General features: G+C 53.9%; 14 protein-coding genes. 12 read left to right on the top strand and 2 right to left on the bottom strand.

Going from position 1 to position 15570, the window contains the following annotated elements:
• Positions 1-101: 101 nt before the first annotated feature.
• From KNO58_RS10715 to KNO58_RS10700, 4 genes are all read left to right on the top strand, one after another.
• A complete protein-coding gene (locus tag KNO58_RS10715; RefSeq protein ID WP_214753797.1) occupies positions 102-1181 on the top strand; it encodes an alpha/beta hydrolase in 1080 nt (359 codons plus the stop codon).
• The gene (locus KNO58_RS10710) at positions 1178-3952 is read left to right on the top strand and encodes a glycoside hydrolase family 3 C-terminal domain-containing protein (protein WP_214753795.1); all 2775 of its coding nucleotides are present in this window, start codon (positions 1178-1180) and stop codon (positions 3950-3952) included. Before KNO58_RS10715 ends, KNO58_RS10710 begins: the two co-directional genes overlap by 4 nt.
• Positions 3953-4226: 274 nt before the next feature.
• A complete protein-coding gene (locus KNO58_RS10705) occupies positions 4227-4493 on the top strand; it encodes a CD3324 family protein (protein WP_214753793.1) in 267 nt (88 codons plus the stop codon).
• A gap of 131 nt (positions 4494-4624) precedes the next feature.
• Entirely contained in the window at positions 4625-5275 is a 651-nt protein-coding gene (locus KNO58_RS10700; protein WP_214753791.1) for a FusB/FusC family EF-G-binding protein, read from the top strand.
• Between the two features lie 108 nt (positions 5276-5383).
• Here KNO58_RS10700 and KNO58_RS10695 read toward each other — a convergent pair whose 3' ends face one another.
• A complete protein-coding gene (locus tag KNO58_RS10695) occupies positions 5384-5827 on the bottom strand; it encodes a hypothetical protein (protein ID WP_214753789.1) in 444 nt (147 codons plus the stop codon).
• Between the two features lie 119 nt (positions 5828-5946).
• Between KNO58_RS10695 and KNO58_RS10690 the strand changes: the two genes are divergently transcribed.
• The 5 genes from KNO58_RS10690 (at position 5947) to KNO58_RS10670 (ending at position 10854) form a co-directional block, all read left to right on the top strand.
• Positions 5947-6621 carry an HAD family hydrolase gene (locus KNO58_RS10690; protein ID WP_214753787.1) on the top strand — a complete coding sequence of 225 codons (675 nt, stop codon included), beginning with the start codon at positions 5947-5949 and terminating at the stop codon, positions 6619-6621.
• A gap of 56 nt (positions 6622-6677) precedes the next feature.
• Positions 6678-7172 (top strand): LURP-one-related/scramblase family protein, encoded by a 495-nt coding sequence (locus KNO58_RS10685; RefSeq protein ID WP_214753785.1) that lies wholly within the window; start codon positions 6678-6680, stop codon positions 7170-7172.
• Between the two features lie 13 nt (positions 7173-7185).
• A complete protein-coding gene (locus KNO58_RS10680) occupies positions 7186-7728 on the top strand; it encodes an NUDIX hydrolase (protein WP_214753783.1) in 543 nt (180 codons plus the stop codon).
• The gene (locus KNO58_RS10675) at positions 7700-8272 is read left to right on the top strand and encodes a DUF1349 domain-containing protein (RefSeq protein ID WP_214753781.1); all 573 of its coding nucleotides are present in this window, start codon (positions 7700-7702) and stop codon (positions 8270-8272) included. Before KNO58_RS10680 ends, KNO58_RS10675 begins: the two co-directional genes overlap by 29 nt.
• 191 nt (positions 8273-8463) lie before the next feature.
• Positions 8464-10854, top strand: a complete 2391-nt coding sequence (locus tag KNO58_RS10670) for a carbohydrate binding domain-containing protein (protein ID WP_214753779.1) — start codon at positions 8464-8466, stop codon at positions 10852-10854.
• A gap of 43 nt (positions 10855-10897) precedes the next feature.
• Here the strand turns inward: KNO58_RS10670 and mprF are convergent, their stop codons facing one another.
• On the bottom strand, positions 10898-13396 hold the full coding sequence (gene mprF / locus KNO58_RS10665) for a bifunctional lysylphosphatidylglycerol flippase/synthetase MprF (RefSeq protein WP_214753777.1): 2499 nt from the start codon (positions 13394-13396) through the stop codon (positions 10898-10900).
• A gap of 194 nt (positions 13397-13590) precedes the next feature.
• On the opposite strand from mprF, the gene KNO58_RS10660 reads away from it, so the two are divergent.
• Genes KNO58_RS10660 through KNO58_RS10650 form a run of 3 tightly spaced genes read left to right on the top strand, consistent with a single transcriptional unit; the run spans position 13591 to position 15533 of the window.
• Entirely contained in the window at positions 13591-14178 is a 588-nt protein-coding gene (locus tag KNO58_RS10660) for a bifunctional transcriptional activator/DNA repair enzyme AdaA (protein ID WP_214753775.1), read from the top strand.
• A complete protein-coding gene (locus tag KNO58_RS10655; protein WP_214753773.1) occupies positions 14135-15034 on the top strand; it encodes a DNA-3-methyladenine glycosylase family protein in 900 nt (299 codons plus the stop codon). Before KNO58_RS10660 ends, KNO58_RS10655 begins: the two co-directional genes overlap by 44 nt.
• Positions 15021-15533, top strand: a complete 513-nt coding sequence (locus KNO58_RS10650; RefSeq protein WP_214753771.1) for a methylated-DNA--[protein]-cysteine S-methyltransferase — start codon at positions 15021-15023, stop codon at positions 15531-15533. Before KNO58_RS10655 ends, KNO58_RS10650 begins: the two co-directional genes overlap by 14 nt.
• Positions 15534-15570: the final 37 nt, after the last annotated feature.

The raw sequence follows: 15570 nt of genomic DNA, 5'->3' as shown, positions 1-15570 counted from the left end.
GATAATTGTCAATTTTTTCTTGTTGAGTAGGACGAATCAGTAAGGAATCAGGGAATTGAATCTACGTGTCAATTTTGCCTATGGAAAGGGGACTACATATCATGTTGAATTCACGTGAGACGTATCGTGTATTGGCAGAACAACTCGAGACAGCTCGACAAGTCCACACAATAGACCGTGTCGAGACAATCATCAAACCGATTCCCGACTCGGATGTCAGCGGGGATTTGGACCCGCGCGTCCTGGCCGTCATCCAAGGCTATGCCGCATCCGAGCCGGAGACGTCATTCGACTTGGCATCGGCCCGTGCCAGCATGGGTTGGCCGAACCAGGACATGACGACGACGGACATCACGACAAATCATGTTATGATTCCGAGCGCTGACGGTGACATCCCGGCGCGTCTCTATCGACCGCGCACCGAAGAGACGTTACCGGCCATCCTGTTCTTTCACGGTGGCGGTTTCTTTGGAGGGACGCTCGATACGGTCGAGAACCCGTGTAAACTGCTCGCGGAGAAAGCGAACGCTCTCGTCGTCTCGGTCGATTACCGGCTCGCGCCGGAGCATCCGTTTCCGGCCGGACTGAACGACTGCTACCGAGCGGTTGAATGGGTATACGAGCAGGCCGACGAGCTGAATGTACGGAACGAACGAATCGCCGTCGCCGGCGACAGTGCCGGTGGCAACTTGGCGACCGCTTGTTGCTTACTCGACCAATCGAACGAGACGAACATGATTCGTTTCCAGGCGCTCATTTATCCGGTCGTCAATCTAGGCTCAATCCCGACAGACGATTACGAATGGAAACTCGACGATTATGAGATCAAGCACCACCACGACTTGATCCGTGGCGTCGTCATGGCGCTCGGTGATTCTGACGGTTTGCTCAACCATGTGTACTTACAGGGCAAGGCCGAACTGACCGACCCGCTCGTCTCCCCGTTGTTCGCGAATGATGTGACTGGCTTACCGCCGGCTTTGATCATCACGGCCGAATACGATTACCTTCGTCTCGAAGGCGAGGCGTATGCGCGTAAACTCGCACGCGACGGCGTACCGACACGACTGATTCAATACCGCGGGATGGACCACGCCTTTATGGACAAGCTCGGCGACTACCCGCAAGCCGAAGACTGCATGATTGAAATCGCAAATGGAATGAAGGAGATGACACGATGAAGACTTACACATTGAACTGGGATACATATAAACAATTGGCGCGGACAGCCGTCTCAGAAGGGGCCGTCCTCTTGAAGAACGAGCACGCGACGCTTCCGATTCAAGCAGAGACGACCGTTTCTGTGTTCGGACGCAGCCAATTCAACTACTACAAGAGCGGCACGGGGTCAGGCGGGATGGTCAACGTCTCGCATGTGACGAGTCCGCTCGAGGCGCTTCAGGCGACCGAAGGGGTTCAATTGAATGCATCGCTTCTTGAGACGTATGAGACGTGGGTCGAGGCGAACCCGTTCGACCAAGGTGTCGGCTGGGCCGGAGAACCGTGGTCGCAGCCGGAGATGGAAGTGACGGACGAGCTCGTCGCGGAAGCGGCCGGGGCTTCTGATTTGGCGCTCATCTTCATCGGACGCACGGCCGGTGAGGACCGGGACAACACGGCCGACCCGGGCAGCTATTTGTTGACGGACATCGAGCAGGCATTGATTGAGAAGGTATCAAAAACATTCACGAAGACGGCTGTCGTCTTGAACGTCGGCAATATCATCGACATGGACTGGGCGCACCAGCCGAGCGCGATTCTTTATACGTGGCAAGGCGGTATGGAAGGCGGGACTGGACTCGTCGACGTCTTGACGGGTGCCGTCACGCCATCTGGTAAGCTGACCGATACGATTGCCAAATCGATTGAGGACTACCCATCGACGAAAAACTTCGGACATGCGGACAAGGGCATCTACCAAGAAGACATCTACGTCGGCTACCGCTATTTCGAGACGTTCGCTAAGGATTCAGTGCTCTATCCGTTCGGGTTCGGCTTATCGTATACGACGTTCACGACCGACGTCGCGACAGCGAGCGAACAGGATGGCGTAATCACGGTGACCGTCGATGTGACAAACACAGGCGCCGTTGAAGGAAAAGAAGTCGTCCAACTTTACGTCGAGAAGCCGCAAGGTGTGCTCGGCAACCCAGCGCGTTCGCTCGTCGCCTTCGCTAAAACGGACACACTCGCACCGGGGGAACGGACGACGCTCACACTCAGCGTCCCGGTCACGGACTTCGCGAGCTATGACGATCACGGCGCGACCGGGCACGTGTCAAGCTTCGTCCTCGAGGCCGGCACATACACGCTTCACCTTGGGACCGACGTCCGTTCGGCACAACCGGTGTTCACGTATGAAGTGGATACCCAACAAGTCGTCGAGACACTCAGCGAGAACATGGCCCCGGTCACTCCGTTCGATCGCATCAAGCCGGTCGTCGGCGAGAACGGCTATTTGGTCGAATACGTGCCGACACCCCTCCGCGCAGTCGATATCGAGGCGCGCTACCTCGCCGAACGTCCGGTCACGCGCGACTACGCCGGTGACAACGGCATCACACTGAAGGACGTCTACGCGGGCAAGGTCGAGCTCGATGCGTTCCTCGATCAATTGTCGGACGAGGATCTCGCCTGCATCGTGCGTGGACAAGGGATGAACTCGCCACGGGTGACGCCGGGGACGGCAGCTGCGTTCGGTGGGGTATCGGACCGCTTGAACGAACTCGGCATTCCAGCGGCATGTTGCGCGGACGGTCCGTCCGGCATCCGGATGGACATCGGGACGAAGGCGTTCGCCCTTCCGAACGGGACGCTCCTCGCTTCGACGTTCAACGTCCAGTTAGTGGAAGACCTGTTCGAGATGACCGGACTCGAGATGCGAAAAAATCGCGTCGATACGCTCCTCGGACCTGGGATGAACATTCACCGCAACCCGCTGAACGGCCGGAACTTCGAGTACTTCTCGGAAGACCCGCACGTGACCGGCAAGATGGCGATCGCCCAATTGAATGGGATGCATCGCGTCGGTGTGACAGGAACGCTCAAGCACTTCAGCGCCAACAACCAAGAGGCGCACCGTCACGATATCGACTCCATCGTCTCGGAGCGGGCGCTACGTGAGATTTACTTGAAAGGGTTCGAGATGGCCGTCAAAGAAGGCAAGGCGACATCGATCATGACGACGTATGGCGCCGTCAACGGCGTCTGGACGGCCGGATTGTATGACCAGAACACACGTATCCTCCGGGACGAGTGGGGCTTTGAGGGTATCGTCATGACCGACTGGTGGGCGAAAGTGAATCACCATGAAGACGAGCCGGCGAACCGTCAGAACACGGCGGCGATGGTCCAGTCGCAAAACGACTTGTATATGGTCGTCGACCGTCCGGACACGAACTCGTTCGATGACAATACGGGCGCGGCGCTCGCTGCTGGGACATTGACGCGCGGTGAACTGCTCCGGAGTGCGGCGAACATCTGTCGTTTCGTCTTGCAGTCTCCGGCGATGGAGCGCGAGCTCGGCATTCATGACGGCACGGTCGAGGTGGTCGGGCTCGACGAAGAGGCCGGACAAGCCATCGATTTCGATGTGACGTATCGCCACCTCGAAAACGGGGAAAGCGTCAGTCTGAGTGACGCCGACACATCGACGGGGAACACCCACGTCTTTGCCGTCTCGGTCGATGAGACGGGCACATACGACGTGACAATCACGGCGAAGTCGGACGCGGGCGAACTCGCCCAGATGCCGGTCACGTTGTTCGCCAACAACATCCCAGGCCCGACGTTCACGTTCAACGGGACGGACGGAGAATGGGTGACGCAGACGAAGCAAGTGTTCTTCTTGAACCAACACAACTACTTGCAACTCTACTTCGCGCTCGGCGGTCTCGACGTGAAAGACATCACGTTCACGCTCGTCGACTCGTTCAGCATGAAAAACGGATGATCAACAAGAGCTCTTCATCGTATATGTTCGCCTGCCTTTTAAACATCACGAGATATTTTGTATAATGAGGTCAACATCTTGTGATTGGAAAGGGGGCGCATATACGTGGAAAATCGTTTGAGATTTTCTAAGTCTTCAATCACTCATGCAAAGCCAGTTGTCACAAGGGCGATCATTTGCATGGGGCAGAACGTTTCATTTGATCGCTAGGTAATCTTTTACAACAATGGCTTTGCTTCCTTATTGTCGGATTTTGAATAAGGAGCGAGCAGATATGAAGTACGTAAATGCGCAACATGTCCTTCCAGAGGAGTTGCTTCAAGAAGTTCAACGATACGTCCAAGGGGAGACGCTTTACGTCCCGCGGACCGTTCAAGACAAGAAGCGCTGGGGAACGGTGAGTGGTGGCAAACAGTTGCTTGAGCAGCGGAATGAAGCGATTCGAACATCCTTTGCGAAGGGGACTCGGGTCGAAGAGTTGGCGGCTGACTATCATTTGGCTGTCACGACCATTCGAAAAATCGTTTACTCTTCAAATTAATCAACGGCACGTCGCATAGTTGCGATTGTGCCGTTTTTGTATAAAACAGTTCTAACTTGAAGTCGGTGCAATCTTGTCTTGTAAAATCCTTTACACTGAAAGAAGTCAGGATTGAGAAAGGATGACTGAGCATGCTAGAGCGATTTATTGAAAACCATCAATTCAACTTCATTCAAGAACAAGTGGAAATCATTCGAGACAGCCGAAAGAAAAGCTTGCCGGCTTCCGTGCTGCAAGCCGTCATCGATTTGGCCAATGCTAAAATCGCATATCTGTTTCCTGAGGCGACGGCAGCTCAACTCGCGATGATGGACGTATCAACTTTAAAAACAGATGAATCGTATGACGCTTTTATAGACGGCCTAAGACCTCATGTCCGGTCATTCCCTCAAGTTACGGAACAACACGTGAAAAAAATGTTTCCCAAACAGAAAAAACTGAGACTTCCAGACCGAGATAATCTCAATGTGAATCGGATGTCCTATATGAGCTGGAACGACCTGCGCTCCAATCGGAAATATATCGTTTGCGAGAAGGATCATCAGCTCATTGGAATTGAGTGTAAGGCAAGCTCAAACGCGAAGAAAAATATTTGCGCCTTCTGTAACCAGTTTGCACAAGTGTCGTATTGTGTGACCATCACCAAGACGAAACAAGCGAAAAATCCTGACTATTATAAAGCGATTGGGACGTATGTATGCACAGACAGTGCCTCGTGCAACGAACACATGACCAATTTGGACGCATTGATGACGTTCGTCGAAACGGCGTTGAAAGAGTGAACAGAGAATCGACCAGGCGTCGATTCTTTTTTGGTTTTAAAACATGAAAGATATACAGCGATACTGAGTTGATTTATATTCACTTCGGATGTGAAACGAGATGGCGCTTTAGTATGTCCGAAGCATTTTGACGGCATAACGGAGTTGTTCGATTTCCTCGTTTTTCCATCCGTTCCGATCCACAGCATTGAGTAACTGATGACTGGCTTTGATGAGTGCATCTTTCAATCCCTCAAGCGATACAGTCCCCATAAGCGTCTTAGGATGACCCTCTTCTACAAATGTGAGCTCAACGTCTGTGGCGGTCATTTTTTTAGCCGCTATCCGAATCGGACCGTCCATGAACTGAAACGAGTATGTCTCTCGCAACGGGGCGAATACGAGGGCACGGGCATTGTCGGCCCACCAGTTCAAGACGATGGCGACGAAATCCGACCAACCTTGTCCCGGGAAATAATCATGGAAATCGATGACGACGGCAATATTGCCAACGATTTGATTCGAGTATATTAACGAATGTACATCAAGTTCGATTGAAATATGATTTAGCAAGTACGCTCCTCCTTAATGAGTAATGTCAGATGAATGGTGACTGATTGTAGTGCATCTTGAACAAAAAGTTGTATGATAAATAAACCATTAAATGTCATTTCATTGTAAGGGGAACATGTATGAACACTTCCATTATTTTTGATATGGACGGCACCTTGTTTCGGACAGAGACCATCTTAGAAAAGGCGCTTGACGAAACGTTTCACTTTTTACGCAAGAATGAGGGATGGGAAGGTGATACACCGATTGAACAATATCGTGAGATTATGGGAGTTCCCTTGCCTGTCGTGTGGGAGACATTGCTCCCCGAGTATTCGGTGTCTGTTCGAGACGCAGCAGACCATTATTTCTTGAACCGCTTAATCGAAAATATTCGAATTGGCAACGGGGCACTCTACCCAGGGGTGGTTGCGTTGTTTGAGAAACTGACGGCGATGAATTGTACCCTGTATATCGCGAGCAACGGTTTAATCCCCTATTTGGAGGCGATTGTGTCGCACTATGGCTTGCACGACTGGATTACAGCAACATACAGCATCGAGCACATCGAAACGTTGAATAAAAGTGATTTGGTGGCTCACATCCTGACAACTCATAACATTCAAGACGGATTCGTCGTCGGTGATCGACTTTCAGATATTGTAGCGGCGCAAACGAACGCTCTGACTGCCGTCGGGTGTCGATTCGATTTTTCTCAAGAAGACGAGTTGCGCCAGGCGGACCATGTCATCAATCGATTGGCGGATCTTCCAGACATCCTCTCGAAGAGTCATATCAGCGTTGAAGGAAACTGAATCGATTTGGGTATTGTTCCGTATATAAGGTATCACACTCAATCGGAGGGATGACGATGAACACGCTCTACATGAAACAGAAGGTATTTAGCCTGCGCGGACGCTTCACTATCAAAGATGCAGAGGAAAACGATCGTTACTTCGTCGAAGGGAGCTTCATGAAGCTGCCGAAATCGTTCACAATCTCAGACAAAGACGGCCACGAGATTACGACAATCACGAAAAAGACGTTCAGTTTCTTGCCGAAGTTCTATGTCGACGTCGAAGGGCAGGAGACGGTCACGATTTCGAAAGAGTTTACGTTATTCAAACCGCGTTATACGATTGATGCGGCCGGCATCGATGTGCAAGGCAACTGGTGGGACATGGACTTCCAAGTGATGCAGAACGGGCAAGTTATCGGCAGCGTCCAGAAGAAATGGTTGTCATGGGGTGACAGTTACGAGATTCAAGTGATGGACGAGACGATGGAGCACATGCTCATCTCGATCGTCGTCGCCATCGATTGTGCGAAGGCAGACCAGGCCGCAGGTGCTAGCGCGGCGACATGAAGGGGATGGAACGATGGAATTTTGGGATGTGTATGATGTGGACCGCAAGAAGACAGGGCGGACGTGGCAGCGGGGCAACCGTCTCGAGAACGGGGATTATCATCTCGTCATCCACGTCTGCATTTTTAACAAGGACGGACAGATGTTGATTCAGCAACGCCAACCGTTCAAGGACGGTTGGGCGAACATGTGGGACATCACCGTCGGCGGCAGCGCAACGGTCGGTGATACGAGCCAACAGGCGGCGATGCGCGAGCTCGAAGAAGAGATCGGGCTGAAGCTCGACTTAGCCCACACACGACCGCATTTGACGGTCAATTTTGACGAAGGATTCGACGACATCTATCTTGTCGAGGCCGAAATCGACCTCGACGAGTTGACGTTACAGGAATCAGAAGTGCAGGCCGTAAAGTGGGCGGATGAGGCGACGATTCTCGACATGATCCGTTCAGGCGAATTCATCCCGTATCACGAGGGGATGATTCCATTATTGTTCGCGATGCGAGGACAGTGGGGAGGAATCAATCATGTGGCAGCCATACAAGTGGATCAATGAACCAGACAAAGTAAATGCAAGTGAACGCCTGACATTTCAGACGGCACCAGACACCGACTTCTGGCGGAACACCCATTACGGCTTCAACCGGATGACAGCGCACGCTTTCGTGACGGACGTTTCGGTCGAACGCTTCACGTGTCGGGCGACGATTCAGATGGAGCCGAGCCATACATACGATCAGGCCGGCATCCTGTTGTACATCAACGACGATCATTGGCTCAAGACGTCCGTCGAGTATATCCCGGACGGACCGTCACATCTTGGGGCCGTCGTTACATCCTTTGGCTACTCGGATTGGTCGACGCGAGATTTCCCGAATAAAGACATTTACGGACCGTTGACGTTCGAACTCGTCTATACAGATGGCGATGTTGAGGTGTTCTTCGAATACGAGGATGGTACGCGTGAGCAGTTGCGGATTGCCCATCTCCATGACGTGTCGACGTTACGCGTCGGGCCATACGCCTGTAGTCCGGATAAGGAAGCGCCTGGATTCAACGTCACGATTTCAAATTGGACCGTTACGGAAGCATCGACTTGATTCATCGTCGATGCTTTTTTATGTCATTTTCATTTCACTTCAAGAAAACGGTTGAATCGAGGCATGGAAAAAATTTATAATGACGTTAACGAAAGCGCTTTCGGAAAGCGATTTCAATTTGTACGTCACTCAATAAAGGCAAGGTCGATTGTGTCGTCCCTGCCTTCATTCATGCTAAGGGAGGAAATGTAATGAAGAAATGGGTCGCACTTGCACTCGGGACCGGTCTTGTCCTATCTGCCGCACAAGGCGCATCTGCCGAAAAACCGGAGAAAAAAGATAACACGAAATGGAAGCTCGTCTGGTCGGATGAGTTCAACGAATCAGAAATCGACCAAACGAAATGGAACTTTGACACGGGGAACTGGTTGAAGGATAAAGATGGCACGCCAGTCACACCAGGTTGGGGAAACAATGAGAAGCAATTTTACACGAACAAAAACGAAAACGCTTTCGTAGAAGACGGGAACCTCGTCATCCGTGCCAAAAAAGAACAAGTGACAGACGAACTCGGGTCATACGATTTCACGTCAGCGAAGTTGACGACCAAAGGCAAGTTCAGTCAAACATACGGCCGTTATGAGATGCGTGCGAAGCTCCCGACCGGCAAAGGGCTATGGCCAGCATTCTGGATGTTGCCGGAACAGGACCGCTACGGCGCCTGGGCCGCGTCTGGTGAAATCGACATCATGGAAGCATGGGGCAGCCAGCCTGACAAGGTCGCCGGGACAATCCATTACGGCGAGAACTGGCCGAACAATAAATATACCGGTAAAGACTACCACTTCGAAGAAGGCGACGGCATCGACAAATGGCATACATATGCGGTCGAGTGGGAGCCAGGCGAGTTGCGCTGGTACGTCGACGGAAAATTGTATCAGACTCAAAACGATTGGTACTCGAAAGGGTTGAACCAAGCGACGAAATACAGCTATCCGGCACCGTTCGACCAAAACTTCTATTTGATTATGAACTTGGCCGTCGGCGGCTGGTTTGACGGGGACGTCGATGCGACGACACCATTCCCAGCTGATATGAAAGTCGATTACGTTCGCGTCTTCGATTTGAAGAACCGCGACTATCGCGAAGCGGTCGAACCGGTGTATACGGATGAAACGATCGTGCTTCCGGACGGAGCGAAACAACCGTCTGAAGACGGCAACCTCGTCTACGACCAAGGCTACACGGAGCCAATCACGACCGTGACGAACGGTTCGCAGGCGCTCGACCCGATGAATTGGAACTATGTGGCGCTCCCGGACTTCGGTGGAGTTGGAACTATCGACGTGATTGAGCAGGCAGGTTCGCGCTTCGCAGATATCTCAATCACACAAGCGGGCAGTCAGCCGTACTCGCACCAATTGATTCAAAACGTGTCACTCGGCAAAGGCGGTCACTACAAAGTGACGTTCGACGCGAGTGCCGACTCGGCCCGCTCGATCGCTGTCAAAGTCGGCGGCGGACCAGACCGTGGTTACGCCAAATATTCGGATGAAGGCTCGTTCGATTTGACGACCGACGTCCAGACGTATTCGATGACGTTCGACATGACAGAAGACACGGATCTCGCGGCACGCCTCGAGTTCAACGTCGGTCTCAGCACGGCAGGCGTCCAAATCGGGAACGTCCGCGTCGAACAGACGCCGCGTGAAGCGCTCGACCCGAACGCGACGAAACCGGCGCTCGGAGACGGCAACCACGTCTATAACGGAACGTTCGACCAAGGGGCAATGGACCGCTTGACGTACTGGCAGTTCGACCCAGGCGCGACGAAAGGCACCGGCACAGTGGATGAGGAAGCGCGTCATTTCGAGTTCGTGACGAACGCGAAGAAAGGGCAACCGGCAACACTCGTCCAAAATGGCATCCAATTGACGGAAGGCCGTGAGTACGTGCTTCGCTTCAACGCAAAATCGGAACGCATCAAATCGCTTCAAGTCGGCTTGAATGGATTGGACGGCGACGCGTATCTCCCTCTCCAAGACGTGGCGTTGACGCGCGACTTCCAGTCAATCGAAATCCCGTTCACGATGGGACAAGAGACGGACTTGTTGAGCCAACTCCAATTCGTCCTCGGTTCAGCGAAAGGTGAAATCACACTCGACGATGTACAATTATTGGATGTGACACCGGTCGAGGTTGACCCGTCACCGCTCAAGAACGGTTCGTTCACAGAAGGATTGACGCACTGGGGCTCATACGTCCACTTTGACGCCCAAGCGGCAGTTGAAGCGGTGAACGAGGCGGCTCGCTTGTCAATCACACAAGAAGGACAAGAGCCGTGGAGCGTGCTCATGGAACAAGGTGGCCTCGAGTTGCATGCAGGTCAAGCGTACGTCGTGCGCTTTGACGCTTCATCAACTGTGGCCCGCAACATGGAAGTGACAATCGAGAACGCGGCCTACACGCGTTACTTGAGCGAAATCGTCCAAGTCACTCCTGAGACGAAGTCGTACGAGTTCGAGCTCACGATGGGCCAGACGGACATGACAGCGATGAAATTCTTGCTCGGCCGCACGGAAGGCTCGCCGCTCGGCGCGCACGATGTGACGATCGACAACGTCAGCGTGACCGTAAAATAAGCGAAAGCAAGAGCGCCTCGCATGCGAGGCGCTCTTTGGCGTTTTAAGACTCTCGTTTCCGACTGATCAACCGTGCCGTCCGAAGCAAGGACGGCAGCAGTTTACGACGCTTGCGGATGGCCAAATATCTGGCTTCCCACCTCGGTGTGAACTTGCGTTTGAATTGACGGAGCCCGCTGAACGGATAGATGTAACTGATGTTCTCGAAGATGTCGGCCGCAATCCGCTCCGGCCAGTACGCGAACGGTTGCTCCCCGACCGAGGCGAGCGGCGCCATGCCGAGGCCGACGTGGGCATAGCCATTGTCCCGCGCCCACTCGATCACGTGCAGAATCAGCACTTCGATAGATCCGGGCAGGGCGTCACCGTGAGAGCGCATCAAATCGATGGAGACGGTATCGTTGCCGCGGAGGAGAGTGATGAAGGCGACGACTTGTCCCGTCTCGTCACGAAGGAGGGCGACCGGATAATGGGGCAAGGTCTGCTCATTGAAAAAGCCGAGCGAAAACCCTTTCTCGCTTCGATTGCCGAGCCAGTCGTCCGAGATGCCGCGCAATGATGTGATCAACTCAGGCGACGGATTCATGACGACGTCGGCCGTGTAGCCTCGCTTCGTGAATTGATTATGGAGCGAGCGCATGTTGGCGCGCTTTTTCCCGGTGAGCGAGAACGTGGCGACATCGACCGTCGCCTCTTCCCCGAGCTTGAAGAACGTGAACCCGGCGTCGTGCAGACGCGGCATCCAGTCCGGGGTGACCTGATAAAAGAGTGGGATATAGCCGAGGCGGTCCGTCTCTTCGATAAAGGCGAGCAACAGGTGTGATGCGGCGTCCCGCGCTCCTTGCACATCCCCGAGGACGATGGCGTGATTGCCGGATTTAGCAAACAAGAGACATGCCTCGTCGTCTGGCCCATAGTAGACGAGCTTGTCGTTCATATAGGCCAAATCGAATGCGCTCGTCGTCGCATGCGTAGCTTGAAACGCCGCGAAGCGGGACGGTTCGAACGGTGAGCCGAGCTTCGGACGTTTCAACCGGTTGAACAGCATGAAGATGCCAATCAACAGCAGTCCGGACAAAACGACGGCAGCGATGCTTAACCCGGCGGCTGCTTCCGAATCGAAGAAAATCGTGTCAGTCTGACTGAACGACTGCAGCAGGAACGCATGCGTGCCGACATATAGCGCGACATAGGCGATGTTGCGGACGAAGCGGCTGATGGTCACGATGGAGCGATAGCGTTTGTGCTGGCTCCGGGTCAACCACACGAACAAGGCGAACCCACCGACGACGAACGCTTCGAACAAATTGAAGCCGCGTGCGATGACACCGATGCCGGCGACGATACATGCGATCCAGACGAGCCAGAGCACGCGTTTCGTCCGGATGTACATCCCGAACGTGGTCAGTAGCGTCAACAGACCGGCGCTGAACAGCGCGAGCGTACCGATCCACTGTAACCAAAGGGCAGTCGAATAGAGCGGTGACACGCTCGGCAACAACGTCTGAAACCATAGGACGAGGCTCGTCATCAATGCAATCAGGCTTCCGGCGAGCCGTCCGGTCTTGGCAAGTGTACGCGACACGATGCGCCAGACGACGGTCCCGATCTCATAAGACGACCCGATCATCGGCTTATACTCAATCTGTTTGACGACCTGGTCTCCGAAGACGAGCGCCGCCAAAAACAGCCCGATCATGAACGGGACGATGAAATAGACGAAGCGATAGACGATCAAGGAAGACAGGACAATCTCTTGGTCGATGCCGAGCTGGGTCATCCCGACGAGGTATAATAGATCAAACGAACCGACACCACCCGGGACGAGCGAGACGACCCCGACGATGGTCGCGACGATGAAGATACCCATCATGGCAGTGAGCGTTGCCTCGCCTCCGAGCAAATGCAGGGCATACAAGGCGACGAGTCCAGCCGTCACCCATTCGGCGAGCGACGTCGCGATATAGCCGAGCAAGGTCGGCCAATCTAAGTTCGACCGCTTCCGCGTCACATATATGTAGAGCGGCAGGACGGCGAGTGTCGCGAGGAGCACCGGCCAAATCCACTGTTTCGTTCCGGTGAGCGCACCGGCCGGGAAAAACCCGAGGAGCACCCCTGCGGCAAGCAGCGACAAGCCGCTGATGAGCGTCGGGGTCATCCAACCGATGGCCCGGAGCAAACGCTTCGTGTCCGTATATGGACGATACAGCGACGTCCGGAGCGCGATGCCGATGACGCCACCAAACCCGATCATGCCGTTCATCGCGTTGGTGATCCATGCCGCGCGGAGCAGCTTCGCGAGCGGGAGCTGGACGTCGAGCGAGCGCAGTAAAAAGTAGTCGTAGCCGGTCATTGTCAAAACGGCGACGAGTCCGAGTCCAATCAAAGCGATTTGTTCGAAGCCCGTCAACGCCTCTAACGTTTGAAACGCCGCGGCGAGCGACAGGTTTTGGAGCTCTTGGCCACTCTGATATAGAATCAATCCAATCAATAGGAATGGAAGCAACCATTTCAGTTGTTTCCAGGAAAATCGCTTTTGCATCGTATGTACTCCTTCTGGCTTGATTAGCTAAAGTGTACTCAATTGAGCCATGTAATCATAGTACGAGTCAGACGGGAAGACGGATTCAAAATCAATGAGATTCGTGAACCGTGGGAATATAGACTGTAAGCGCAAGAAACAGGACGAGTGAACGAAAATCAATCTGATACAGTAAAACAAAAGGGGGGACTGAGATGCTGACGTTTGAAGAGAAGTGGGAGAAAGTGATCGCCTGTGACGCGACATATGACGGACAGTTCTATACCGCGGTCAAGACGACCGGGATTTACTGTCGTCCCTCGTGCCGCTCGCGGAAACCGAAGCGAGAGAATGTCGATTTCTATGAGACGAAAGCGGAAGCGGAGTCGTCCGGTTTTCGGCCGTGCAAACGATGTCAGCCCGAGGTCGACCGTAGTCCGGCGAGCGCGCTCGTCCATGACGTGACGGCGTTCGTGCTCACGCATTACAAACGGCCGCTCAAACTCGAGGAGATTGCCGAGCATGTCAACTTGAGCCCGTTCTATGTGGAGCGGACGTTCACCCAGGCGACGGGCGAGACGCCGCGTCGTCTGCTCGAAAAAGTTCGCATCGACAAGGCGGCCCATCTGTTGCGGACGACGGACATGAACAATCTTGCCGTCTGTTATGAGGTCGGCTTTCAAACCCCATCCAACTTTTATCGCGTCTTCCGGCGCTTAAAGGGTTGTTCACCGAGCAGGTATCGAAAGGGGGGAGCCGATGAGTCGCTCGTCGTTCGAGATTCACGTCACCGCTCCGTTTGACTTTCAACAATGTCTGCAGTTTTTACGACGCTCAAACGATGAAGTGATGCATGTCGCCCGCGAAACGTCCGTCTCCAAACTGTTCGATGTGGACGGACGATTGCTGCTCGGGGACATCATGGAGACGTCTCATGGCCTTGTCATCGTGTTCCCGGAAGACGACATCACGAGCGCGGAACAAGAACACGTGGAACGATACGTCCGCGACTGGTTCGACCTCGACCAAGACGTCGCCGCGTTCGTGCGGATGGCTGAAACGGATGAACTGTTGCGTCCGCTCGTCCGAGAGTACGCAGGGCTGCGACTGATCGGCTTCCCAGACTTGTTCGAAGCGCTCACGTGGGCCGTCATCGGTCAACAGATCACGCTGTCGTTCGCCTATACGCTGAAACGACGGTTCGTCGAGCGCTACGGACCATCCCGGGAAGTGGACGACGTGACGTACTGGGCGTTCCCGAGCCCAGAGACGATTGCACAGCTCGACCCGGGTGAACTGAGACCGCTCCAATTCAGCACCCGGAAAGCAGAATATATTATCGGCATCGCCCAGGAAATGACGGTCGGACGATTGTCGAAACAGCAATTACGGAGCGAGCCACCCGACGTGATGCATGAACGGTTGCTGAGCTTACGCGGTGTCGGGGAGTGGACGGCCGCGTATGTGCGGATGAAGTGTTTCCAAGACCCGACGGCGTTCCCGGTCGCGGACGCCGGTCTGCACCAAGCGTTGAAGCATCACCTCGGGCGAAGCGACAAGTTGACGGCGAACGAAGTGAGGTTGTACGGGGAACGGTTTGCCGGATGGGAAGCGTACGCCACATTCTATTTATGGAGGTCATTGTATGGAGACGTATAGACTGGACTATATGAGTCCGATTGGCATTCTGGAGATTGTCGGGACAGAGATGGCCATCCGTTCCATCCTGTTCGTCGAACGCGATGACGTCTGCTTTGAAGCGGATAAGACGACGCCAGACGTGTTGACGATGTGCTACCGAGAAATTGACGAGTACTTCAACGGACGCAGGCAAACGTTTACGTTCCCGTATGAAGTCGAGGGAACACCTTTTCAGCAAGATGTCTGGCAGACGTTGGCGACAATCCCATATGCCGTGACGGCGTCTTATCGAGAACTGGCCGTGAAACTAGGTCGGGACCGCGCCGTCCGGGCCGTCGGCAGTGCCAACGGACGCAACCGGTTGAGCATCGTCATCCCGTGCCATCGCGTCATCGGATCGAATGGGACGTTGACGGGTTATGCGGGCGGACTGTGGCGGAAGGAATGGCTGCTTCGGCACGAACAAGCCAACGCATATTCAGGCCTGGCAAAAAAACATCTACCCCTCCATATCTGATACAATGGAGAAGTCCTATCGTGACGTCTGAATCGAC

Origin of the sequence: Exiguobacterium sp. J17977, from assembly GCF_018616375.1 — a bacterium.
GTDB lineage: Bacteria > Bacillota > Bacilli > Exiguobacteriales > Exiguobacteriaceae > Exiguobacterium > Exiguobacterium mexicanum.
The sequence above is the reverse complement of the archived record's forward strand: the minus strand, read 5'-3'. Positions and strand labels throughout refer to the sequence as shown.

What these genes read in the sequence shown, in the direction of transcription:
- KNO58_RS10655 (WP_214753773.1), top strand. Translation starts at nt 14,135, where the DNA reads ATGAGTCGCTCGTCGTTCGAGATTCACGTCACCGCTCCGTTTGACTTT.
- KNO58_RS10690 (WP_214753787.1), top strand. Translation starts at nt 5,947, where the DNA reads ATGAACACTTCCATTATTTTTGATATGGACGGCACCTTGTTTCGGACA.
- KNO58_RS10710 (WP_214753795.1), top strand. Translation starts at nt 1,178, where the DNA reads ATGAAGACTTACACATTGAACTGGGATACATATAAACAATTGGCGCGG.
- KNO58_RS10675 (WP_214753781.1), top strand. Translation starts at nt 7,700, where the DNA reads ATGTGGCAGCCATACAAGTGGATCAATGAACCAGACAAAGTAAATGCA.
- KNO58_RS10685 (WP_214753785.1), top strand. Translation starts at nt 6,678, where the DNA reads ATGAACACGCTCTACATGAAACAGAAGGTATTTAGCCTGCGCGGACGC.
- KNO58_RS10680 (WP_214753783.1), top strand. Translation starts at nt 7,186, where the DNA reads ATGGAATTTTGGGATGTGTATGATGTGGACCGCAAGAAGACAGGGCGG.
- KNO58_RS10715 (WP_214753797.1), top strand. Translation starts at nt 102, where the DNA reads ATGTTGAATTCACGTGAGACGTATCGTGTATTGGCAGAACAACTCGAG.
- mprF (WP_214753777.1), bottom strand. Translation starts at nt 13,396, where the DNA reads ATGCAAAAGCGATTTTCCTGGAAACAACTGAAATGGTTGCTTCCATTC.
- KNO58_RS10705 (WP_214753793.1), top strand. Translation starts at nt 4,227, where the DNA reads ATGAAGTACGTAAATGCGCAACATGTCCTTCCAGAGGAGTTGCTTCAA.
- KNO58_RS10670 (WP_214753779.1), top strand. Translation starts at nt 8,464, where the DNA reads ATGAAGAAATGGGTCGCACTTGCACTCGGGACCGGTCTTGTCCTATCT.
- KNO58_RS10660 (WP_214753775.1), top strand. Translation starts at nt 13,591, where the DNA reads ATGCTGACGTTTGAAGAGAAGTGGGAGAAAGTGATCGCCTGTGACGCG.
- KNO58_RS10650 (WP_214753771.1), top strand. Translation starts at nt 15,021, where the DNA reads ATGGAGACGTATAGACTGGACTATATGAGTCCGATTGGCATTCTGGAG.
- KNO58_RS10700 (WP_214753791.1), top strand. Translation starts at nt 4,625, where the DNA reads ATGCTAGAGCGATTTATTGAAAACCATCAATTCAACTTCATTCAAGAA.